This is a genomic window from Pseudomonas sp. A125, assembly GCF_055409485.1.
This window is the reverse complement of sequence record NZ_JBUZVP010000001.1, coordinates 490,628-513,150: the sequence shown is the minus strand read 5'-3', so window position 1 is coordinate 513,150 and position 22,523 is coordinate 490,628. Positions and strand designations below refer to the sequence as shown.

Here is a 22,523-nt window from a genome sequence, read left to right as displayed (position 1 = left end):
TCGCGGGCAAGCCCGGCTCCCACATGCGGAATGCATTGCGCTGTGGGAGCCGGGCTTGCCCGCGATGATGCCTTCACATTCAGCGAAGATACTCAGTCGTCTTTTTTCATCAACCCGGCCAACGCCGCAAACGGGTTGTGCGTCGCCTTGGCAATCGTCGGGCTGCTGGTGGAACCTTCGCCGAAGTACTGCTGGTCGGTATAACGCGAGTGTTCGTTGTCGTGGCAATACAAGCACAGCAACTCCCAGTTGGAACCGTCCTGGGGATTGTCGTCATGGTTGTGGTTGCGATGGTGCACGGTCAGTTCGCTCAGGCGCTTGCCGGCGAATTCACGGGCGCAGCGGCCGCAGACATGGGGGTACATCTTCAGGGCTTTGTCGCGGTAGCCCATTTCCCGGTCGCGCTGGGCATCGGCGAGGATGCGGTCCAGCTTGGCGGTGTGGGAGGGCGGGTTGGTCGAGCTCATCATGGCTCCTGTCTTGTAGTGGATCACGGATAGCGTTGATTCTAGCTGCTTGCGGGGTAATAAGCCTCCGGCTTTTTGCGCAGTAACCACAGTTTCAGCACCTTGTGGGAACAGCCGGGCGCCGGGCCGCAGTTGAGGATGTGGGTGAGGGTGACAGGCGACTTCCACCCTCAACCGCAAAGCGCTGAACAGTACCTTCGACAAAAAAGTGCCCTACGTGATCGAAGGTAGAAACAAATAGCCGCTGAACCGGGCAGGCCTCAGCCCTTGAGCTTCTCGGCAATCCAGATGGTATGCCGTGTGCCCTTGTTGCCATGGGCAAACACCTGCACTTCCTCGGCCTTGAAGCCGGCCTTGCGCAGTTTGTCGCTGAACTGCTTGTCGGCGCTGGCCGACCACACTGCCAGCACGCCCTTGGGCCGCAGAGCCTTGGCGCAGGCGCTGAGGCCGCCGGCTGAGTACAGCCAACTGTTGGCTTTTTGCGTCAGGCCTTCGGGGCCGTTGTCGACGTCGAGCATGATCGCGTCAAAGCCCTGGGGCTCGGCCTGCAGCACCTTGGCCACGTCTTCCATGCGGATCACGGTGCGTGGGTCCAGCAGCGGGCGGCCGGACTTTTCCCCCAGCGGGCCACGGTTCCACTCCACCACGCCGGGCACCAGCTCGGCGACCACTACTTCGGCGGTCTTGCCCAGATGCTTTAGCGCCGCCGCCAAGGTAAAGCCCATGCCCAGGCCACCAATCAACACCCTGGAACCAGGCCGACCGGCAACTTTGCGGCACGGAATTTCTGCCAGTGCATCCTCGGAACCGTGCATGCGCGTGTTCATCAACTGGCCACCGTCACCGCCCTGAATCTTGATGACAAAATCCTCACCGTATTCGAACAGGCACAAGGCACCGCCGTTGTCGGGGATCGGAGTGGTGTCCAGCAGAACGAAACGTTTCATGGGAATCTCATTGGGAAGGGCATTCTTGCGCGGTTGGGAGTAGCCTTACGACTTTACGGTCAGGCCATGGAGCCATCGATGAAGTGCAGCATTCTAACGGTCATTGTGTGGAGCGCGCTCACCCTTAGCGGTGTGGCCCAGGCTCAGGAGTCGCAAACCGTACCGATCACCCCCGCACCCACGGCGGGTTCGCCGGGCACTGCAACGCCCACGCCGTACCCGCAAGTCACGCCACCGGCGACGCCCAAGGCTTCAGGCGGTGGTGAGCCGATGCTGGCACCGATCGTGCTGCCTACGCCGCCCAAGGACCAGACGATACCCGGCTTGCAGCAGAACGACATCAAACCCAAGACCCCAGGCGGTTAAAACTGCTGGGACAGCAATTGCCCGTCCGCCATGCGCAGGCGTTTGGACAGGGCGATGGCAATCGCACGAATGATCTTGGCCGCGATTTTCGGCGCATCGTTGAGCATTTTTTCCAGGGAATCCTTGCCCAGGTTCAACAGCACGCAATCGCTGGCCGCCACGCAACTGGCGGAGCGGCGCTCGCCATCGAGCACCGCCATCTCGCCAAAGGCCCGCCCACTGCGCAAGGTGGCGATGGTCAGGCGCTGGCCTTCATGGTTGGTTTTCTGCACCGCCACCTGGCCACTGTGGATGATGCACATGAAGGTGCCGGCGTCGCCCTCGAGGAAAATCACCTCGTCACGGCCGATGCTGCTGATGTTGAAATAGCCCGCCGCCACGTGGAAGTCTTCCGGCAGCAAAGGGTCGAACAGGCCGCAATCCATCAGCATGTCGCGGATTTCGTTATTGAGTAAGGTCGGTTCTGGCATGAGGCTTACAGTCTTCGTCCATAAATCGTGCAGGGCGCGCGCCCGGCGGTCAGGTGTTCAGACCCGTCCGCCAGGCGGAGTTCCTTAAACCAGCCCCAGCGCCTTGAAAACAAATGCATATTCGAGTGCTACGTCACGTAATCCCTGGTAACGGCCACTCATGCCGCCGTGGCCAGCACCCAGTTCGGTCTTGAGCAGCAGCAGGTTGTCATCGGTCTTGGTGTCTCGCAGCTTGGCCACCCACTTGGCCGCTTCCCAATATTGCACGCGGCTGTCGTTGTAGCCGGCGATCACCAGCGTAGCCGGGTAGGCCTGGGCGCTGACGTTTTCGTACGGCGCGTAGGCCTTGATCCGCTCATACACCTCGGGCTCCTCGGGGTTGCCCCATTCGTCGTACTCGGTGATGGTCAGTGGCAACTCCGGGTCGAGCATGGTGTTGAGCACATCGACAAACGGTACTTCGGCAATCGCTGCCTGGAACAGCTCCGGGCGTTGATTGAGCACTGCGCCGATCAACAGGCCGCCGGCGCTGCCGCCGCTGATGGCCAGTTGTCTGGAAGTGGTCAGGCCTTGGGCGATCAGGTGTTCTGCGCAGGCGATAAAGTCGCTGAAGGTGTTTTGCTTGTGCTCCTGCTTGCCGGCACGGTACCAGGCTTCACCCAATTCGCCGCCGCCGCGAACATGCGCAATGGCGAACGCCACGCCACGGTCCAGCAGGCTCAGGCGCGCATGGGAGAACCACGGGTCGAGGCTGTGGCCGTAGGCGCCGTAGCCGTACAGGTACAGCGGCGTGGGCTTGCCCAACTGGTCGCGGCGCACCACCAGGCTGATCGGCACCTGAGTGCCATCGGCCGACGTCGCCCACAGGCGTTGGCTGACGTAGTCATCGGCGTTGAATACGCCCAGCACCGGGGTTTGCTTGAGCACGTGTTGCGCGCCGCTGGCCAGTTCCAGTTGACGGACCTGGGCCGGGCGATTCAGCGCCTCATAGCGCAGGCGGATCTTGTCGCTGACAAATTCCAGGCTGTTTTGCACGTAGAGGCTGTAGGCCGCGTCGGGTAATTCCACCCGATAAGCGGCTTGGCCGTGTGGGTGCACCTCGATGATCGGCAAACCGCCGATGCGCAGGCTCAGGGTCATGGCCCGGGCGTTGAGGCTCACGCCATCGAGCATCACCGCGTCATCGTGGGGGATCAGGTTCTGCCAGTCGTCCTGGGTCGGCACGTTGCCGGTGTCGGCGGCCTGAAACAAGGCGAAGTTGATGCCATCACGGTTGCTGCGGATGAACCAGGTCCACTGGTCGTCCAGCTTGCCGTGATCGACGTCGTATTCATGGCCTTCGACCCGCGGCGCCATGCAGGTAAAGGCCTGCTGCGGCTGCTCGGCGTCCAGGGCCCAGATTTCGCTGGTGGTCTTGCTGCCCAGGGCCAGCAGCAACTGGCGCTCGGAGCTTGAGCGGTAGCAGTGCAGGAAGAAACGGCCGTCGGGCTCGTGGAACACTTCTTCGGCGGCGGTGCCGTCCAGGCGATAGCGATACAGCTTGTGCGGGCGCTGGGTGTCGTCCAGTTCAGTGAAGAACAGGGTCAGGCTGTCGTTGGCCCAGGTCATGCTGCCGTCGCAGTCTTCGAACTCCAGTTCGCTGACCTTGCCGGTGGCCAGTTCCTTCACGTAGAGGGTGTAAATCTCTTCGCCGCTGGTGTCCAGGCTGTAGGCCAGGCGTTGGTGGTCCGGGCTGATGCTGAAGGCGCCGAGGGAGAAAAAGCCGCCATTGGCCAATACGTTCGGGTCCAGCAGCAGCTCTTCAGCGTTTTCGTCGACCTGTTGGCTGTCATCCGCCGGGCGCGGGCAGCGGTAGTGGCGGGCGTACTCGTCGCCGGCGGTGGTACGGGTGTAATACAGGTACGGGCCCCAGGGCGAGGGCAGGGACAGGTCGGTTTCGAGGATGCGGCCCTTGATCTCCTCGAACAGGGTCTCACGCAGCGCCTGCTGGTCGGACAATTGGGCTTCTTGCCAGGCATTTTCCGCCTTGAGGTAATCGAGCACCTCGGTGCTGTCGCGTTCTTGCAGCCAGGCGTACGGGTCGGTGCCCGGGGCCTTGCGGGCGATCGGGGCGGCAGTGATGTGGGTCGATGGGGGCATGGATCACTCTCTGTCTGGCGGTTGGCCGACGGCATTGCAGCCTCGGCACTGAAAAGCCGTTATCATAGCGGCCTGTTTGCCTACCTTGCCATGGACACCATGACCGAGAACGACTATCTGATCGCTTGGGGCCTCTACGCCTTCGCAGCCCTGGGTTGCCTGTTGGTGTGGTTTGCCATGACCCGCTGGATGTGGCGCTGGCTGCGCGAGCCACTGCGGTTGCTGATGGCGGTGCTGCTGTTCAGCCCGACCATTGTCGACCCGGTGAAGACCCAGTTTGCCCCGGCCGTGGCCATCACCGCCCTGGACCTGGTGCTCAAGGTCGGCAACAACGCCTGGCGGGCGATCTCCGATTTGTTCATGTATTGCATGATCGCGTTCGGCGTGTATTTGGTGTTTGCGTTAATCCGCTGGCCCATCGAACGTGCCGCCAGGGCTCGCCGTGAGCAGAAGGCCGCCGCTGCGGCAGCCGCTGCCGCCGAGCCGGATGACGACGAACCCTTCGCCGATGAGCGCTACGGTCGCCCGGCCCCTGTCAGCGGTATGCGGGTCGAACCGCGCCTTTAACGTTGTACGCCCTGTATCGAGAAGCCTGGCATGTGTGAATTATTGGGCATGAGTGCCAACGTACCGACCGATATCGTGTTCAGCTTTACCGGGCTGATGCAGCGCGGCGGACGCACCGGCCCCCACCGTGATGGTTGGGGCATCGCCTTCTATGAGGGCCGCGGCCTGCGGTTGTTCCAGGACCCGGCGGCGAGCAGCGAATCGGAAGTCGCGCTGCTGGTGCAGCGTTATCCCATCAAGAGTGAAGTGGTGATTGGCCATATCCGCCAGGCCAACGTCGGCAAGGTGTGCCTGTCCAATACCCATCCGTTCGTCCGAGAGTTGTGGGGCCGTAACTGGTGCTTCGCGCACAACGGCCAACTGGCAGACTTCAACCCCCGCGCCACGTTCTACCGCCCGGTCGGTGATACCGACAGCGAAGCGGCGTTCTGCGATTTACTCAACCGTATACGTGAAGCTTTCCCCGAGCCGGTAGAGATCGAGCAGGTACTGCCGGACCTGATCGCCGCCTGCAGCGAATACCGCAGCAAAGGCGTGTTTAACTGCCTGCTCAGCGACGGCGACTGGCTGTTCTGCTATTGCTCGACCAAACTGGCACAGATCACCCGGCGTGCACCGTTTGGCCCGGCACGTTTGAAAGATGTCGACGTGATCGTCGATTTTCAGGCCGAAACCACCCCCAATGACGTGGTGACGGTAATCGCCACCGAACCCCTGACCGAAAACGAGAACTGGACCCGCTACGAACCGGGCCAGTGGAGCCTGTGGCGACGCGGCGAATGCGTTTCCCAAGGCACAACCGAGTAAGGACGTCGAATATGTTGCTCAGCTATTTGCGACTGGTGTTGTTTGCCGTGGGCTTGTTGGTCGGTGTGCAGGTGCCGGGGTTTATCAGCGACTACGCCAAGCGCGTAGAAGCCCATCTGATCGAAGCCCAGACCGGCTTGCGCGGCTTCGACGCCACGGCGCAGCAGTTCTTCAACGGTGACTTGCAGGCGCTGGTGGCCCATTACCGTGCCAGCGACGACCCGGTGTTTCGCAGCGATGCCAACAGCCTGGGCACGTTGCTGGACCGTCAGGTAGCGCTGGATAAACAGTTCCAGGCGATGCAAGGCCCGTGGTACATCCGCGCGCTGCAAGTGGCGGTGGCCGCCGACCCGGCGATTCGCCAGGAGACCTGGAACGGCTACAGCTACATGCTGTTGCTGACCCCCGAAGCCATGGGCTGGGGTTTGGGCGGGGCGATGCTGTTGTCGTTTGGCATCGAATGCCTGTTCCGGCTGATCGACTGGGTGGTGCTGGGTGGCAAGCGCCTGCGCCAGAGCCGGCCGATAGAAGAGCGCGATCTGAAAGGACTCTAGGCGTGAGCGTGCTCGCGAAGCATTCACCGGCCCCGCGTGTACCCAGGGTGCACGCGTTATCGTTAACGTTCATCGCAAGCAAGCCTGCTCCTACAGCACCATAAATTCCTCGCCAACTTCTTGCGCGTACTGCGCCACCACCGTCTGGCACAGCGCCACAATTTCATCCACCAACTCCACCCCGACTCGCCACGACACCACCACCTGCAAGTTGGGCGGTCGTTGTTCCATGGGCAGCATGGTCAATTCCCCGCGCGCCAGCTCTTCGCTGACCAATACGGGTGGGAACGCACCAATCCCGAACCCGTCCCGCAGCAGGCGTGTGATTGCCGACACCGAGTTCACGCAGCTCATCCGTGGCGCCGCTACGCCGTTGGCCTGCATCAAGCTGAGCACATCCTGGTGCGGGCTGGAGTTTTTCGAGTAGGTGATGATGCGTTCCTGGGCCAGTTCGGCGAGGGAGGCGTAATCGCGGTTGTAGATCGATTGGCTGGCAACGATCCAGCCCATCGGGTGGCTCGCCAGTTCCAGGCTGCGCAAGGTTTCCTGGCGCAGCAGGTCGGTCTGCAGGATCAAATCGAGGAAGCCTTTTTGCAACTGGTCGCTGAGGTTCAACGCGGTGTCGGCGACCAACTCGATTTCCACCCGGGGAAAGTGGTCCGTCAGTTTTGCCACCAATGCGCTTAGCCAGGTATGGATCACCGTGTCCATCACCCCGATGCGGATGCGCCCGACCTTGCTGCTGGTGGTTTCCAAAGACTGTTTGAGCCCCTGCATGGTCGCCATCATCTGCTCGGCATAGTCGAGTACCTTCAAGCCTTCCGGCGTCAAACTGACACCCCGGGAATCGCGCAGGAACAGCTTCACCCCCAGTTCGCTTTCCAGCACGGCGATGCGGCTGGAGATTGAAGCCTGGGTGGTGAACAGCTTCTCTGCCGTCAGGCGAAAGCTCTTGAGCTTGGCCACCCAGACGAAGGTTTCGAGGAACTTCAAATTCATGGGATCAACTTTTCTTATGCATGGATCGGTTTTTATTAGTTGGACGCCGCGTGTCGCAAACGCCAAAAATCGAGCTGTCTCACGATAAGCGTCGTTGGGGTTCAGGACAACATCGTTGCGAGATCTTGGTAAAAGATCCCACACTACAAAAAAACAAAGCCTACAGGAGCGCTACCGTGAGCCGCCTGCTATTGAACTGCGACATCGGCGAAAGCTTTGGCAACTGGACCCTGGGTCTGGACGCCGAGGTCATGCCGTTCATTGATTGCGCCAACGTTGCCTGCGGCTTTCATGCGGGCGACCCGAGCATCATGCGCAAGACCGTCAGCCTGGCCTTCGAGCATGGCGTGCAGGTGGGCGCACACCCGGCGTACCAGGACCTGGCCGGTTTTGGCCGCCGCTCCATGGCCTACACCCCGCAGGAAATCCAGGACCTGTTGCACTACCAGATCGGTGCCCTTGACGGTATTTGCCGGGCTCAGGGCGGGCGCGTCAGCTACGTCAAACCCCACGGTGCGATGTACAACGACATGATGGCCAAACCGGCGCAACTGCGTGCGGTGATCCAGGCCGTGGCGGCCTACGACGCCAGCCTGCCATTGATGCTGATGGCCACCCGCGACAACAGCGCCGCACAGGCCCTGGGTGACGAATATGGCGTGACCCTGTGGTTCGAAGCCTTCGCCGACCGTGCCTACGACAGCGCCGGCCATCTGGTCTCCCGCCAGTTGCCGGGCGCCGTGCATCACGATCCGGAAAAGATCATTGAGCAAGCCCTGATCATCGCCCGGGGTGAACAGCTGATTGCCAGCGACGGCAGCCCGTTGCACCTGCAGGCCAATACCTTGTGTGTGCACGGCGATAACGCCAGCTCGGTGGCCGCTGTGCAGCGCATCCGCGAGGCGTTGAACCCAGTATGAAGCCACGGATTGAAGTGGTGGCCATCGACTGCCTGATGGTGCGCCTGTTTGATGTGATCGCCGAAGACAATATGCCCTGGATGCTCGCCGCCACCCGGCGTTTGCGAGAAGGGTTTGGCCCGGCCCTGGTGGACCTGGTGCCGTCCTACACCACGCTGATGGTGCATTACGACCTGATGGCGCTGGCCCCGGCCCAGGCGCGCGAGTTGATCGACCAGGCGCTTGAAGCGTTGCAGCCAGAGCCCAAGGGCAGCGGGCAATGCCATGTGTTGCCGGTTTGGTACGACCTGAGTGTCGGCCCTGAGCTGGCGTTGCTCGCGCAGCGCAGTGGCCTTTCGGTGGAGGAGGTGATTCGCCGCCACAGCCAGCACGAGTACCAGGTATTCGCCCTCGGCTTTGCCCCGGGCTTTGCTTTTATGGGCCTGGTCGACGAACTGCTCGCAACACCACGCCTCAATACGCCGCGCAAGCGCGTGGCGGCGGGCAGTGTGGGCATCGCCGAGCGGCAGACGGCGGCCTACCCGGTGGTCTCCCCGGGCGGCTGGAACCTGATCGGCCGCACCCCGGCCAAGCTGTTTGATCGCGAGCGCGATGGCTACAGCCTGATGCAGCCGGGAGACACCGTGCGCTTTGAGGCGGTCAGCCATAGCGAATTCATCAACCAGGGTGGCGATGACACGCCGTTGGAGGCGCAGCCATGAGCCGCTTGTTGATCGAGGCCAGCACACCGCTGTGCCTGCTGCAGGACACCGGGCGTTTTGGTGTAAGGCACTTGGGTGTGACCCAGGGCGGCGCGCTGGATTGGGTATCGATGTCGTGCGCCAACTGGTTACTGGGCAACTCACTGGATGCGCCGGTGGTGGAAATCACCTTGGGTGGCTTCACCGTTCTGGCCGAGGGCTATTGCCTGCTGGCATTGGCCGGGGCAGATCTGGGCGCGTATGTCGATGAGCGCGCGATCAGCCCGGGGCGCAGCTTTATTCTGCAAAAAGGCCAGCGCTTGCGGTTTACCCAGCCTTTCAGCGGTGCGCGGGCCTACCTGGCAGCGCCGGGCGGGTTTGATGCGCCGCAGGTGCTGGGCAGTTGCGCCACGGTGGGGCGTGAAGAGCTGGGCGGGCTCGACGGTTTTGGGCGGGCGCTGGCGCAAAATTCGCAACTCACCTATTCAGGCGTTGGCGGTGCAATGCGGGCGTTGTCTGCCGAGCAATTGCCGAAACTCGATGCTAAGGCGCCACTGGAGGTGATACTCGGGGCGCAAATTGGCCAGTTCGGCGGGCAGAGTCTGTTTGATGTGTTCAACAGCGAATGGACCCTCGACAGCCGCGCCGACCGCATGGGCATGCGCTTGCTCGGCACGCCGCTGGAATATCAGGGGCCGTCGCTGATCTCGGAAGGCATCCCGCTGGGCGCGATCCAGGTGCCGCCGGATGGGCAGCCGATTGTGTTGCTCAATGACCGGCAGACCATTGGCGGCTACCCGCGATTGGGCGCATTGACGCCATTGGCGCTGGCACGGCTGGCGCAATGTTTGCCGGGGGAGAAGGTGCGGTTGGCGCCGGTGGTGCAGGAGACGGCGCATCGCCAGCACGTGGAGTATTTACGCCGCCTTCGATGACCGCAACACACCTTTGGCTTGCGGGCTTATTGTGGCGAGGGAGCTTGCTCCCGCTGGGCCGCGAAGCGGCCCCAGACTTTGGGCCTGCTGCGCAGGCCAGCGGGAGCAAGCTCCCTCGCCACAAAGAGCCTGTACGCCCTGGATAAGGTTCTATTTGGAGAGAAAGCGCATCCCTTCCTCAAGCCCGCGCAACGTCAACGGAAACATCTGGTCTTCGATCAAATCCCGCACAATCCCGGTGGACGCGGTATAGCCCCAGGTATCTTTTGGATACGGATTAATCCAGATCAGCTTCTTGTACTTCTCCATGAACCGCTGCATCCACACATACCCGGGCTCTTCATTCCAGTGCTCGACGCTGCCGCCGGCCTGGGTGATTTCATACGGCGCCATGGCCGCGTCGCCGATGAAGATCACTTTGTAGTCGGCACCGTACTTGTGCAGCAAGTCCTGGGTCGAGGTGCGTTCCGAGCCCCGGCGCATGTTGTTCTTCCACACCGATTCATAAATGAAGTTGTGGAAGTAGAAATACTCCAGGTGCTTGAACTCGGTCTTGCAGGCGGAGAACAGCTCTTCGCAGGTCTTCACATGGGCATCCATCGAACCGCCGATATCGAACAGCAACAGCAGCTTGATGGTGTTGCGCCGCTCCGGGCGCATCTGGATGTTCAGCAGCCCGGCATCCCGCGCCGTATGGTCGATGGTGCCGTCGATATCCAGTTCTTCCGCCGCACCCTGGCGGGCGAACTTGCGCAGGCGGCGCAGGGCGATCTTGATGTTGCGCGTGCCCAGTTCCACCGAGTCATCGAGGTTCTTGTACTCGCGCTGGTCCCAGACCTTGACCGCCTTGCCCTGGCGCTTGCCGGCATCACCCACGCGAATGCCTTCGGGGTTGAAGCCGCCGGAGCCGAACGGGCTGGTGCCGCCGGTGCCGATCCATTTGTTGCCGCCGGCGTGGCGTTCCTTTTGTTCTTCCAGGCGTTTCTTGAACTCTTCGATCAGCTTGTCCAGCCCGCCGAGGGACTGGATCTGCGCGCGCTCTTCGTCGGTCAGCGAGCGCTCGAACTCCTTGCGCAGCCAGTCTTCGGGGATCAGCGCCTGCAGGTGATCGTCGAGTTTTTCCAGGCCGTTGAAGTAGGCGCCGAAGGCTCGGTCAAACTTGTCGAAATGCCGTTCGTCCTTCACCAGGATCGCCCGGGCCAAGTAGTAGAACTCGTCCATGTCGGCGAAGGTCACGCGCTGTTTCAGCGCGTTGATCAGGTCCAGCAGCTCGCGCACCGAGACCGGCACCTTGGCTGCACGCATTTCATTGAACAGGTTGAGCAGCATGGCAATCGCCCTTATCGGTTACCGCGACGGCTCATGAACGCCAGGCGCTCCAGCAACTGCACGTCTTGCTCGTTTTTCACCAGGGCACCGGCCAGCGGCGGGATGGCCTTGGTGGGGTCGCGCTCGCGCAGCACGGCTTCGCCGATGTTGTCGGCCATCAGCAGTTTCAGCCAGTCCACCAGCTCTGAGGTGGAGGGTTTTTTCTTCAGGCCCGGTACTTTGCGCACGTCGAAGAACACGTCCAGCGCTTCGCTGACCAGGTCTTTCTTGATGTTGGGGTAGTGCACGTCGACGATCTTTTGCAGGGTGGTGCGGTCCGGGAAGGCGATGTAGTGGAAGAAGCAGCGGCGCAGAAACGCGTCCGGCAGCTCTTTTTCGTTGTTGGAGGTAATGATAATGATCGGGCGTTTCTTGGCCTTGATGGTCTCGTCGATTTCGTAGACGTAGAACTCCATCTTGTCGAGTTCTTGCAGCAGGTCGTTGGGGAATTCGATGTCGGCCTTGTCGATTTCGTCGATCAGCAGGATGACCCGCTCCTCGGATTCAAAAGCCTCCCAAAGCTTGCCCTTTTTCAGGTAGTTGCGTACGTCATGCACCTTGTCTACGCCCAATTGCGAGTCGCGCAGGCGGCTCACTGCGTCGTACTCGTACAGGCCCTGGTGGGCCTTGGTGGTGGACTTGATGTGCCAGGTGATCAGCCGGGCACCAAAGGATTCGGCCAGTTGCTCGGCGAGCATGGTCTTGCCGGTACCCGGTTCACCTTTGACCAGCAGGGGCCGCTCCAGCGTGATGGCGGCGTTGACGGCCAGTTTCAGGTCATCGGTGGCAACGTAGGCCTGTGTGCCTTCAAACTTCATCTTCAATCCTCGAACGTGACGCCGAACGGTGCAGGACCGAAGCGGGCGAGTAATCAGCTTTGCCCGACTATACCGCGCAGCCCCGGCGAGTGTGAACGCAGACGGGCTATTCAGTCTCTGAATTGTAGGAGCGAGCTTGCTCGCGAAAAACGTCAACGATGACGCGTGCATTCTCAATAAATGCGGCGCATTGAGGCTTTTCGCGAGCAAGCTCGCTCCTACAGGGGCCAATGTTTCAGTCTGCGCTGGGCTTGGGTTGTTCATAGCGAGCATTGAACGCCTGCACGAAACCATTGCGCAAAATCTGCAAAAACGCCTGGAACGCGCTGATATCTTGCTGGTGTACGTTGCCGCTCAGTTCCACGCGGGTGGCAAACTGGTTTTTACGCTGGTTCTTCAACACGGTTTCGCTGACGCCCACCACGGCCTCCCAGATCGAGCGGAAAATGCCCTTGTCCTTGTTCTCCACGTCCTGTTGCCAGTTGAACACCTCGACATTGCGCAGCAACGGCTTGATGTAACCGGTCAGTTGACCTTTTTCGGCCTGGGCTTCTACCACCAGGTCGCCGGTGCCGGCATTGAAGTCGAACTTGCCGTAGGCCGAGGCGAAGTCATTCATGCGCTTGAGTTCGATATCCCGGGCGCGGAAGCGGAATTCGAAATCTTCGAAATTGCTCAAGGGGTCGAACGTTGCCGTGGCTTCCAGTGGCGCTTGGCCCAGGAACAGCGCCTTGCCGTCGAAGCGCGCATCGCGTTTGCCTTTGACGTCCACCACGTTGGTCAGGTTGTAGAAGCTGGCGTTGACCTGGGTCGCGTACAGGTTGACCTGAGGTTTGGAGTTGAAGTTATGAAAGGCGATTTTCCCGTCGGCAATGCGCACCTCATTGAGGGTGATCGGCAACAGTTTGCCCAGTTGCGCCCGCCAGTCGGTGCCCTGACCGGTCTGGGATGCCTGCTTGTTGGTGCCGCCGTCGACGAAGTTCAGCTCTGGCTTGATGAACTGCACCTGGGCGACCACCGCATGGTCGTACCACAGCGAATGCCAACTGACCGAAAGGTCAATCACCGGCGCCTTGACGAACGGTACCGGCACCTTGCCGTCCACCTTGACGATCTGTAAGCCGTTGATTCGGTAGGCACCGCGCCACAGCGCGAGGTCGACATCGGTGACCTGGCCGCGGTAATCACCCATGTCGGCGAGTTTGTCATTCAGGTAATTACGCACCAGATAGGGCAGGGCGATATCCAGCACCACCAGCAGTACCACGACCCCGGCAAGGGTCCAAAGCGGCCAACTGTAGCGACGTTTCATAGGGAATTTTCTCCATCCGTGTAGGCGATTGACTGCTGGCGTCGCCGGACGTTCGCTTGACTGGACGCCTCGCAACACGAGGCATACCCTTGGGGCCTTCCTGAAATTGCCTTAAGGACCCGTCATGAGCCGCATTTTTGCAGACAACGCGCACTCCATCGGTAACACGCCCCTGGTTCAGATCAACCGCATCGCCCCGCGTGGCGTGACCATCCTGGCCAAGATCGAGGGGCGTAACCCGGGGTATTCGGTGAAGTGCCGAATTGGCGCAAACATGATCTGGGACGCCGAAGGCAGCGGCAAACTCAAGCCGGGCATGACCATTGTCGAACCGACTTCCGGCAACACCGGGATTGGCCTTGCGTTTGTTGCCGCCGCCCGTGGTTACAAGCTGCTGCTGACCATGCCCGCGTCCATGAGCATCGAGCGCCGCAAGGTACTCAAGGCCCTCGGCGCAGAACTGGTGTTGACCGAGCCGGCCAAGGGCATGAAGGGCGCAATCGAAAAAGCCGGTGAAATCCTCGCCAGTGACCCCGCCAAGTACTTTATGCCGGCCCAGTTTGAAAACCCGGCCAACCCGGCGATCCACGAGAAAACCACCGGCCCGGAAATCTGGAACGACACCGATGGCGCCGTGGACGTACTGGTGGCAGGCGTAGGCACCGGCGGCACCATCACGGGGGTGTCGCGCTATATCAAGAACATCCAGGGCAAGCCGATTTTGTCGGTGGCGGTGGAGCCCATCAGTTCGCCGGTGATTACCCAGGCGCTGGCCGGTGAAGAGATCAAGCCCAGCCCCCATAAGATTCAGGGCATCGGCGCCGGCTTTGTGCCGAAGAACCTCGACCTGTCGATGGTCGACCGGGTCGAACTGGTCAGCGACGAAGAATCCAAGGCCATGGCGTTGCGCCTGATGCAGGAGGAGGGGATTTTGTGCGGTATCTCCTGCGGCGCCGCGATGGCCGTGGCGGTGCGCCTGGCAGAGAAGCCGGAAATGCAGGGCAAGACCATCGTCGTGGTGCTGCCGGACTCCGGTGAGCGCTACCTGTCGAGCATGTTGTTTGCCGATTTGTTTACCGATCAGGAAAACCAGGCTTGATTCAAATCAGCGCGATGGCGTGGGTCTTATGCATAATTGGCCCATTATCGCGCACCGCTAGATGCTGATTGTTGGAGTGCGCGGGTTTTTCCCGAGGCCCGGAGTGTTTATCATGGCCGGCTGTTACGTCTGGTTTCCCATAACGGGAGGCTAATGGCCAGACGCCTATTTCCAGGAGTTGCTGCATGACCTTTTCTTTGGCCGCCAAACTGTCGGTGTTGCTGCTGTTTATCGGCAGCACACTGTATGTGCATTTGCGTGGCAAGGCCCGTTTGCCGATGTTGCGTCAATTCGTCAACCATTCGGCGCTGTTCGCCCCGTATAACGCCTTGATGTACATCTTCTCTGCCGTGCCGTCCAAGCCGTACCTGGACCGCAGCAAGTTCCCGGAGCTGGACGTGCTCAAGGACAATTGGGAAGTGATTCGCGAAGAGGCCATGCACCTGTTCGACGAGGGCTACATCCGCGCTGCCGAGAAGAACAACGACGCCGGTTTTGGCTCGTTCTTCAAGAAGGGCTGGAAGCGCTTCTACCTCAAGTGGTACGACAAACCGTTGCCGTCGGCCGAACTGCTATGCCCCAAAACCGTGGCCCTGGTCAGCAGCATTCCCAACGTCAAGGGCGCGATGTTTGCCCTGTTGCCGGGTGGCAGCCACCTCAACCCGCACCGTGACCCGTTTGCTGGCTCCCTGCGTTATCACCTGGGGCTGTCTACGCCCAACTCCGACGACTGCCGTATCTTCGTCGACGGCCAGGTGTACGCCTGGCGTGACGGTGAAGACGTGATGTTCGATGAAACCTACGTGCACTGGGTGAAGAACGAAACCGAGCACACCCGGGTGATCCTGTTCTGCGATATCGAACGCCCACTGAGCAGCCGCCTGATGACGCGCATCAACCGTTGGGTCAGCGCTCAACTGGGCCGCGCAACTGCGCCGCAGAACCTGGACGACGAACGCGTTGGCGGGATCAACCAGGCGTATGCCTGGAGCAAACGCTTCAGCGACAGCTTCAGCGGTGTGGTCAAGCAGTGGAAGCGCAAGCATCCCAAGGCTTATCGCATACTGCGGCCGGTGCTGGCGGTGGTGGTGCTGACGGCGTTGGGGTACTGGTTGTTTGGTTAAAGCGTTTGCAAGCATAAAAAACCGCTCGGATGAGCGGTTTTTTATGCTTTTGATTTATCAGGGCTGCCAGCCAAAAGGCTGGGTTCTTCAACGCTGATAGTCATGGCAGCACTGAGAAAACGGCGTTGATTAGCTGTAAGTGCTGGGGTCCTGAACTCTTTTACTACCTTCGATGATGCTTTCCGGGTGACGGAGTTTTTAGGAACTGCTCCCATATTAGCCTCCACTATTGATCAATAATTGAGCATGTTTGCGATGCTATGCCTTCTCTACGGCTATCACAAGCCTACCTTGGACGTCGAAGTCAAAGCCCAGATTCTTATAGATGGGAATTGCACCAGGCGCGGGCTCTTGAATCTCTATCCACTGACTTCCAATGATCTGTGCGTAATGATCAACAGCGATCATCGTCAGCGCAGCGATACGGCTTTTCAAGGGATGTGTTTTTCCGGGCTTTCCCTCTAGTCGGATTATCTTGATCCGCAGTCGACTTTGATTTGGGTTGGCAAAGCACAATCCACATAATTCGACGTCGAACCAAATAGACAGGTCAAAGGCCAGTGGCTCATGGGCTTTCCACGCTGCAATCTCCTCCCAGTAAAAGTGCGGGGCTTCACCCCAGTCTTGATAGGCCGTCATTGCCTCGATGTTAATCGGCTCAAATCGCACCCTGGTCAAATCGATGTCGTTGCGTTCATCCTGTTTCAGGGCCTCGTACCACTGCGTGGTAGAGGCTTTCGCAGGGTGCAGCGCCGTGGAGCGGTATAGCTGATATCGCAGAGAGTCGCGTTTTTTTGGCATTGGTCATCATGAGTTGAAAGCCCCCCTGATCCGGAGCGGATTGGTTTTTCCCAAGGCTAGTGGTGTTGGCTCAAGCTGTCCTTACTGGCCTTTTGGCGAAGTCGTTGCAAAGCATGTCCCCAGCTGGTTATAGTCGGCCACGGGTGTTTCCCGACACCTGTCCACCCCCTCAAAAAAGATCAGCACATGCCAGCTTCCCTGCGCATAGCGGTAGTCGATTCAGCGGTCAACGCTGCGCTCGAGCCGTGCGGGAACCAGCAGCCTGTGCAGATCAGTCACTACCCCCCACCTGTCAGTAGCACGCCGGTGTACGCAGTCGTATCACCGCCGGGTGTTGGCATTTCGGGCTGATCAGCTGATTGCTGTTCGCCTGTGCCCGCCTGAATAAAACCTACTGAATTTCAGCTGTTGCTGAGTTGGCTTTTTGCCTGAACACAGGTGGTATCCATGTCTGTTATTTCGAAACAATCCGTGGCCGCGGCGGCCTCGACGAGCCTGTTTGTGCTGCTGTGGAGCAGCGGGGCGATTTTCTCCAAATGGGGCCTGGCCCACGCGTCACCCTTTGCCTTTCTGCTGATTCGGTTTGCCATCGCCCTGGCGGGGTTGGTGGTGCTGGTACCGATCCTCAAGCTGAAATTGCCACGCCCCGGCAAACCGCTGCTTTATGCGGCGGCCACCGGGCTGGTGCTGCTGGGGGCTTATCAGATTTTCTATCTGTTGGCCCTGGACCTCAAAGTGACGCCAGGCATGATGGCAACCATCATGGGCGTGCAACCGATCCTCACCGTGGTGTTGATGGAGCGTCAGCGCTCCTGGAGCCGGATGTTCGGCCTGGCGTTGGGGTTGGCGGGGTTGATCATGGTGGTGTATCAGGGCATTGGTATGTCCGGCATGTCCCTGGCCGGCATGCTCTTTGGCCTGTTGGCGCTGGCCAGCATGACCTGCGGCTCGATCATGCAGAAACGCATCACCGATAACCCGTTGGGCACGCTGCCGGTGCAGTACCTGGCCGGGTTGCTGTTGTGCTCGGTGTTTGTGCCGTTCCAGCCGTTCCACTTTGAACACAGCGCCGGCTTCTTCGTGCCGGTGCTGTGGATGGGGTTAGTGGTGTCGCTGCTGGCCACGTTGTTGCTGTACCGGTTGATTGCCCGGGGCAACCTGGTGAATGTCACCAGCCTGTTTTACCTGGTGCCGGCGGTGACGGCGGTGATGGACTACCTGATCTTCGGCAACAAGCTGGCAACCCTGAGTTTGCTGGGGATGGGCTTGATCATTGTCGGATTGGCTTTTGTGTTCCGTAAGAGCCGATAACCCTACTCCCCTGTAGGAGCAAGCTTGCTCGCGAAAAACGTCAAGGCACCGCGTTCATTCAGACATCGCGCGTTATCGTTGACGTTCATCGCGAGAAAGCTGGCTCCGCTCCTACAGGGCCTTGGCCAATTTCCCCGGCCGAAGCACCAGCCACAACGCCCCCGCAATCAACAGCCCGCCATACAGATGCGCCATGGACAGCGGCTCATCCAGTAGCAATGCGCCCCACAACACCCCGAACGGCGGAATCATGAAGGTCACGGTCATCGATTTTACCGGGCCGATGGACGTCAGCAATCGGAAGTACAAGATGTAGGCGAACGCCGTACACCCCAACCCCAACCCCAGCAGCGACAGCCACACCTGCCAGCCGCCCCAACTGAGGGGTGGATGGCTGATGGCATTCCAGGCAAACAACGGCAGCAAAAACAGCGTGGCCCCAAGCATGCTGCCCAAGGCTGCGAGGCGACTGTCGAGGCCGCCCCGTTGATCCAGCCAGCGCCGTGCCAAAAAGCCGGCAAAGCCATAACAGGTGGTCGCCAACAGGCACGCCAGCGCGCCCATCAGCAGTTCCATATCAAAGGCTACCGGCCCCGCGCGAGTCAGCACGCCAACCCCAAACAGCCCCAGGCACACCCCGGCAATTTTCGACGGTGTCAGGCGCTCACTGAAAAACAGCCCGCCAATCAGCACGCCCATCAGCGGCGTGGTGGCATTGAAGATCGCCGAGTAACCGGCCGGCAGTACTTGGGCTGCCACTGAATACATGGTCGCGGGAATGCCGGAGTTAATGACGCCCAGCAACAAAACCGTCTTGAACTTGCCTTGGAAGTCCCAACTCACCCGCATCATGGCGAGGATCACCAGCAGGCCGGTGGCGGCAATCGACACCCTGAAAAATGCCGTAGGAAGAGTGCCGATTTCCGGCGCGATAATCCGCATGAACAGAAAACTCGCGCCCCAGATTGCGGCCAGCACCAACAGGTGCAGGGTGTCGACAGGTTTCACGGAAAAACTCCTACTCGATAAGGGCGCAAGTGTTGCCCACTGACCTGCCTGACACAATCGCCAATACCTGTTTTACAGCACGAAACGCGTCACCAGCCCATTGAGGTCCACTGCCAGGCGCGACAGCTCCTGGCTGGCTGCCGAGGTCTGGGTGGCACCGGCGGCGGTTTGTGTCGACAGATCCCGAATGTTCACCAGGCTGCGGTCCACCTCACGGGCCACCAACGCCTGCTGCTCGGCGGCGCTGGCGATCACCAGGTTGCGCTGGCTGATCTGCGAGATGGCCGCGGTGATTTTCTCCAGGGCACTGCCCGCGCTGTTGGCCCGCTGCAAGGTCTGGCCGGCGTGTTCGGCGCTGCTGTTCAGTGCGCCCACGGTGTCTTGGGTGCCTTGCTGGATTGCGTTGATCATCTGCTCGATTTCTTCGGTGGAATCCTGGGTGCGTTGTGCCAGGGAGCGCACTTCGTCCGCCACCACGGCAAAGCCGCGACCGGCCTCGCCCGCGCGGGCTGCCTCAATCGCCGCGTTGAGCGCCAGCAGGTTGGTTTGCCCGGCAATCCCGCGAATCACTTCCAGCACCTTGCTGATGTCCTGGGCCTGAGCCGCCAGGCCTTCAGCCTTGGTCGAGGCGCCGAGCACTTCGTCCACCAGGTTCTGGATCGAGCTGATGGTTTCGCTGATCTGGTAGTGGCCGTGCTTGCTGTCTTCGTCGGAGGCCTTGGACGCTTCGGCGCTGGACACCGCATTGCCCGCCACTTCATCTACCGCCGCGCTCATCTGCGTCACGGCGGTGGCCGCTTGTTCGATCTCGTCGTTCTGCGCTTGCAGGCCGCGGGTGCTCTGTTCCATCACCGAGCTCATCTCCTCGGCCGCCGATGCCAACTGCTGCGACGATTCGCTGATGCCACGGATGGTTTCCTGCAGGTTGGCCTGCATGGTGGCCAAGGCGGTAAGCAGTTGCGCCGGTTCATCCTTGCCTTCGACGACGATCGGTTGGCTCAGGTCGCCGGACGCGATGGTACGGGCCACCGCCAGTGCCTGGCCAATCGGCGTGGTGATGCTGCGGGTCAGTAGCCAGGCCAGCAGCAACGTGGCCAGCAGGGCGGTAATGATGATCACACCGACAACCCATTGGGCGCTGTAATACATCTGCGCCGCCGACTCTGCAGCGTCCTGGACACCTTTTTGGTTGAAGGTGATCAGGTCTTCCAGGCTTTTGTTGAGCACCAGGCCCTGGGGCGCGAGGCGGCTGTTGAGCAGGTCCATGGCTTGTTGCTGTTGGTCCTGGTCCACCAGCGCAATCATCTGGCCCATGATGGTCATGTACGCCGAAACCGCACTTTTCAACTGCTTGAGCATCGCGGCGTCTTGTTCGTTGACCACCAGTGTTTCGTATTGCTTGAAGCTTTCCTGAAGGTCGGCCTGTTCCTTGGTGATCAGGCTTTTGCTCGTGTCACGTACCCTCGACTCATCGGTGGTCAACAGGCGCAAGGCTTCCAGGCGGATGCTGGCGATGTAGGCCGCACTGTCGTGGACCGTCTCAATGCTTGGCATCCAGGAATCTTCAATGATGGTGGCGCTTTCTCGCAGCTTGGCCATTTGCCCCAGGCCAAACAGACCCACCAGTACCAGTAAACCGGCAAGCACCGCAAAACTCAGACTGGCGCGCAGGCCGATCCCCATATTCCTCAATGACATCTCAATGCTCCTTGGCGATTAGAACCTGTTCCCGGGCCGGTCTTCTGACCTTGTAAGGTGGGAGAGGGCGCGCTATATAGCAAAGTGCTACTACTTAGGTAATCAGGGTTTCCCTTACGCTGGATCCAATGCTCGGGTGGCCCTCAAAGCCCGGCGCCGTAGAGCAAAAACTCTTATTGATCGTGGCGCACACGGGCAGGGCACGCTGCGTAAGGCCTGCAGGTGAAACGTTTAACGGAGGCAAGCTGACGCGCGGATGTTTTTATTGACCGGTTGGTCGAATTAAATAAACAGTAAATAAATGTACAAAATGAACGAACCCGTACAAGAGGGCCCGGAAAATCACCCTTCTCCAGTTCCCGCACACTGGTTAAGCTCAACTCACCCCAAATGCCCGCAGAGGTTTCCCCATGCCGCAGCACACGCCAGCCCTCGACATTGCGCAGATGATCCTCGACGGCTTTGACGACTACCGCGAGCACTTCCGCCAGATCACCGATGGCGCCCGGGAGCGTTTCGAAAAGGCCCAGTGGCAGCAAGGGCAGGCGGCTTCGGCGGCGCGCATCAACCTGTATGAAGACAAGGTCAGTGAAGTCACGGCACGGCTGCGGGCGGCCTTCGATGAGGCTGTATTGCTCGACATTGCAGCCTGGCCGCGGGTGAAAAGCGCCTACATCAGCCTGATCGACCTGCGGTTTGACGATGAGCTCTCCGAGACCTGGTACAACTCGACGTTTTGCGGCCTGTTCAGCCATGACCTGATCAGCGACGGCTGCATGTTCATTCACACCACCCGGCCCAGCCTGCGCCGTGCCCGGGCTGCGCAAACCCGCACCTACAAGCCGGGCGGCAAGCTGGCAGGCATGCTGGAGCAGGTTTTTGCCGATTACAGCTTCAGCGAACCCTACGCCGACTTGCCGGCCGACCTGCGCCGCCTGGAAGCGCAGTTGCGCGAGAACCTTCCGGACTGGGTCTGCAAAGACCCGGGCCTCAACGTCGAACTGTTTTCCTCGGTGCTGTACCGCAACAAAGGCGCCTACCTTGTAGGACGCATCTACACCCGCGACGAGCAATGGCCGCTGGTGATACCGCTGTTGCACCGCGAAGGGCGCGGTATCCAGATCGACGCGCTGATCACGGACGAGGCCGACGTATCGATCATCTTCTCGTTCACCCGCTCCTATTTCATGGTGGACGTGCCGGTGCCGGCCGAGTTTATCGGCTTCCTCAAGCGCATTCTGCCGGGCAAGCACATCGCCGAGTTGTACACCTCCATCGGCTTCTACAAGCACGGCAAGTCCGAATTCTACCGGGCGCTGATCAACCACCTCGCGTCCACCGATGACCAATTCATCATGGCCCCGGGCGTGCGCGGGATGGTCATGAGTGTGTTTACCCTGCCGGGCTTCAACACCGTGTTCAAGATCATCAAGGACCGGTTTTCGCCGTCGAAAAACGTCAACCGCGCCACCGTGATCGAGAAGTACCGGTTGGTAAAGAGTGTCGACCGTGTCGGGCGCATGGCCGACACCCAGGAGTTTGCCGACTTCCGGTTTCCGCTGAGTAAGTTCGAGCCCGAGTGCCTGGCCGAGTTGCTGGACGTCGCCGCCGGTACCGTCGAGGTAGAGGGCGATACGGTGCTGATTCGCCACTGCTGGACCGAGCGGCGCATGACCCCGCTCAACCTCTACCTGGAAAACGCCAATGAAGCCCAGGTGCGCGAAGCGCTGGAGGACTACGGCCTGGCGATCAAGCAACTGGCGGCGGCGAATATTTTCCCCGGCGACATGTTGCTGAAGAATTTTGGCGTCACCCGTCACGGTCGCGTGGTGTTCTACGACTATGACGAAATCTGCTACCTGACCGAGGCCAATTTTCGCCATATACCGGCGCCGCGCACTCCGGAGGATGAAATGGCCTCTGAACCCTGGTACTCCATCGGCCCGCTGGATGTGTTCCCGGAGGAGTTTCCGCCGTTCCTGTTTGCTGACGCCGGGCAGCGTCGGCTGTTCGACGAACTGCATGGCGAGTTGTACAACGCCGACTACTGGAAAAGCCTGCAAGAGGCGATACGCGCCGGCAAGGTGATTGATGTGTTTCCTTACCGGCGCAAGGGGCTGGATAACGAGTAGG

The 22,523-nt window shown here is 60.3% G+C and carries 22 protein-coding genes; 11 read left to right on the top strand and 11 right to left on the bottom strand.

Annotation, left to right across the window (positions count from 1 at the left end; genetic code table 11):
• Positions 1-92: 92 nt before the first annotated feature.
• Positions 93-467 (bottom strand): YajD family HNH nuclease, encoded by a 375-nt coding sequence (locus tag ACZRN6_RS02340; RefSeq protein WP_003210675.1) that lies wholly within the window; start codon positions 465-467, stop codon positions 93-95.
• Positions 468-727: 260 nt separating this feature from the next.
• On the bottom strand, positions 728-1,414 hold the full coding sequence (locus tag ACZRN6_RS02335; RefSeq protein ID WP_063032534.1) for a spermidine synthase: 687 nt from the start codon (positions 1,412-1,414) through the stop codon (positions 728-730).
• A 78-nt stretch (positions 1,415-1,492) separates the two neighbouring features.
• On the opposite strand from ACZRN6_RS02335, the gene ACZRN6_RS02330 reads away from it, so the two are divergent.
• Positions 1,493-1,780 carry a hypothetical protein gene (locus ACZRN6_RS02330; RefSeq protein WP_322143806.1) on the top strand — a complete coding sequence of 96 codons (288 nt, stop codon included), beginning with the start codon at positions 1,493-1,495 and terminating at the stop codon, positions 1,778-1,780.
• Here the strand turns inward: ACZRN6_RS02330 and ACZRN6_RS02325 are convergent.
• Both ACZRN6_RS02325 and ACZRN6_RS02320 read right to left on the bottom strand, forming a co-directional pair.
• The gene (locus tag ACZRN6_RS02325; protein ID WP_322143807.1) at positions 1,777-2,250 is read right to left on the bottom strand and encodes a cyclic nucleotide-binding domain-containing protein; all 474 of its coding nucleotides are present in this window, start codon (positions 2,248-2,250) and stop codon (positions 1,777-1,779) included. The genes ACZRN6_RS02330 and ACZRN6_RS02325 overlap by 4 nt on opposite strands.
• 84 nt (positions 2,251-2,334) lie before the next feature.
• Complete coding sequence (locus ACZRN6_RS02320) at positions 2,335-4,389, bottom strand: S9 family peptidase (protein WP_464007115.1); 2,055 nt, start codon at positions 4,387-4,389, stop codon at positions 2,335-2,337.
• A 21-nt stretch (positions 4,390-4,410) separates the two neighbouring features.
• Here ACZRN6_RS02320 and ACZRN6_RS02315 point away from each other — a divergent pair, with 21 nt between their 5' ends.
• The 3 genes from ACZRN6_RS02315 to ACZRN6_RS02305 are packed head-to-tail and all read left to right on the top strand — an operon-like array spanning position 4,411 to position 6,317.
• Positions 4,411-4,956 (top strand): MFS transporter, encoded by a 546-nt coding sequence (locus ACZRN6_RS02315; protein WP_322143809.1) that lies wholly within the window; start codon positions 4,411-4,413, stop codon positions 4,954-4,956.
• Between the two features lie 30 nt (positions 4,957-4,986).
• A complete protein-coding gene (locus ACZRN6_RS02310) occupies positions 4,987-5,763 on the top strand; it encodes a class II glutamine amidotransferase (RefSeq protein ID WP_464007114.1) in 777 nt (258 codons plus the stop codon).
• Positions 5,764-5,774: 11 nt separating this feature from the next.
• Positions 5,775-6,317 (top strand): DUF2937 family protein, encoded by a 543-nt coding sequence (locus tag ACZRN6_RS02305; RefSeq protein ID WP_003210684.1) that lies wholly within the window; start codon positions 5,775-5,777, stop codon positions 6,315-6,317.
• Between the two features lie 90 nt (positions 6,318-6,407).
• Here ACZRN6_RS02305 and ACZRN6_RS02300 read toward each other — a convergent pair whose 3' ends face one another.
• Entirely contained in the window at positions 6,408-7,316 is a 909-nt protein-coding gene (locus ACZRN6_RS02300) for a LysR family transcriptional regulator (protein ID WP_322143811.1), read from the bottom strand.
• A gap of 176 nt (positions 7,317-7,492) precedes the next feature.
• Here ACZRN6_RS02300 and ACZRN6_RS02295 point away from each other — a divergent pair, with 176 nt between their 5' ends.
• From ACZRN6_RS02295 to ACZRN6_RS02285, 3 genes are read left to right on the top strand one after another with little or no spacing between them, the layout of a single operon-like run.
• Entirely contained in the window at positions 7,493-8,236 is a 744-nt protein-coding gene (locus ACZRN6_RS02295; protein ID WP_464007113.1) for a 5-oxoprolinase subunit PxpA, read from the top strand.
• Complete coding sequence (pxpB, locus tag ACZRN6_RS02290; protein WP_322143813.1) at positions 8,233-8,937, top strand: 5-oxoprolinase subunit PxpB; 705 nt, start codon at positions 8,233-8,235, stop codon at positions 8,935-8,937. The genes ACZRN6_RS02295 and pxpB overlap by 4 nt, the downstream gene beginning before the upstream one ends.
• Positions 8,934-9,851 carry a 5-oxoprolinase subunit C family protein gene (locus ACZRN6_RS02285; protein ID WP_322143814.1) on the top strand — a complete coding sequence of 306 codons (918 nt, stop codon included), beginning with the start codon at positions 8,934-8,936 and terminating at the stop codon, positions 9,849-9,851. Before pxpB ends, ACZRN6_RS02285 begins: the two co-directional genes overlap by 4 nt.
• A gap of 150 nt (positions 9,852-10,001) precedes the next feature.
• On the opposite strand, the gene ACZRN6_RS02280 is transcribed toward ACZRN6_RS02285, so the two are convergent.
• From ACZRN6_RS02280 to ACZRN6_RS02270, 3 genes are all read right to left on the bottom strand, one after another.
• Positions 10,002-11,180: a vWA domain-containing protein gene (locus tag ACZRN6_RS02280; protein ID WP_003210689.1), complete on the bottom strand. Its 1,179-nt coding sequence runs from the start codon at positions 11,178-11,180 to the stop codon at positions 10,002-10,004.
• An 11-nt stretch (positions 11,181-11,191) separates the two neighbouring features.
• Complete coding sequence (locus ACZRN6_RS02275; protein ID WP_048725782.1) at positions 11,192-12,037, bottom strand: AAA family ATPase; 846 nt, start codon at positions 12,035-12,037, stop codon at positions 11,192-11,194.
• Between the two features lie 235 nt (positions 12,038-12,272).
• Positions 12,273-13,349, bottom strand: coding sequence for a DUF748 domain-containing protein (locus ACZRN6_RS02270; RefSeq protein WP_322143815.1), 1,077 nt, complete (start codon positions 13,347-13,349; stop codon positions 12,273-12,275).
• Positions 13,350-13,473: 124 nt separating this feature from the next.
• On the opposite strand from ACZRN6_RS02270, the gene cysK reads away from it, so the two are divergent.
• Both cysK and ACZRN6_RS02260 read left to right on the top strand, forming a co-directional pair.
• Entirely contained in the window at positions 13,474-14,448 is a 975-nt protein-coding gene (gene cysK / locus ACZRN6_RS02265) for a cysteine synthase A (RefSeq protein WP_010176514.1), read from the top strand.
• A 185-nt stretch (positions 14,449-14,633) separates the two neighbouring features.
• The gene (locus ACZRN6_RS02260; protein WP_017479171.1) at positions 14,634-15,572 is read left to right on the top strand and encodes an aspartyl/asparaginyl beta-hydroxylase domain-containing protein; all 939 of its coding nucleotides are present in this window, start codon (positions 14,634-14,636) and stop codon (positions 15,570-15,572) included.
• A gap of 258 nt (positions 15,573-15,830) precedes the next feature.
• On the opposite strand, the gene ACZRN6_RS02255 is transcribed toward ACZRN6_RS02260, so the two are convergent.
• Positions 15,831-16,373 (bottom strand): hypothetical protein, encoded by a 543-nt coding sequence (locus ACZRN6_RS02255; protein ID WP_464007112.1) that lies wholly within the window; start codon positions 16,371-16,373, stop codon positions 15,831-15,833.
• Between the two features lie 447 nt (positions 16,374-16,820).
• On the opposite strand from ACZRN6_RS02255, the gene ACZRN6_RS02250 reads away from it, so the two are divergent.
• A complete protein-coding gene (locus tag ACZRN6_RS02250; protein ID WP_322143818.1) occupies positions 16,821-17,684 on the top strand; it encodes a DMT family transporter in 864 nt (287 codons plus the stop codon).
• Positions 17,685-17,795: 111 nt separating this feature from the next.
• Here the strand turns inward: ACZRN6_RS02250 and ACZRN6_RS02245 are convergent, their stop codons facing one another.
• Complete coding sequence (locus ACZRN6_RS02245) at positions 17,796-18,692, bottom strand: DMT family transporter (protein WP_322143819.1); 897 nt, start codon at positions 18,690-18,692, stop codon at positions 17,796-17,798.
• A 72-nt stretch (positions 18,693-18,764) separates the two neighbouring features.
• The gene (locus ACZRN6_RS02240; protein WP_464007166.1) at positions 18,765-20,375 is read right to left on the bottom strand and encodes a methyl-accepting chemotaxis protein; all 1,611 of its coding nucleotides are present in this window, start codon (positions 20,373-20,375) and stop codon (positions 18,765-18,767) included.
• 425 nt (positions 20,376-20,800) lie between these two features.
• On the opposite strand from ACZRN6_RS02240, the gene aceK reads away from it, so the two are divergent.
• Positions 20,801-22,522 carry a bifunctional isocitrate dehydrogenase kinase/phosphatase gene (gene aceK / locus ACZRN6_RS02235; protein ID WP_322143821.1) on the top strand — a complete coding sequence of 574 codons (1,722 nt, stop codon included), beginning with the start codon at positions 20,801-20,803 and terminating at the stop codon, positions 22,520-22,522.
• Position 22,523: the final 1 nt, after the last annotated feature.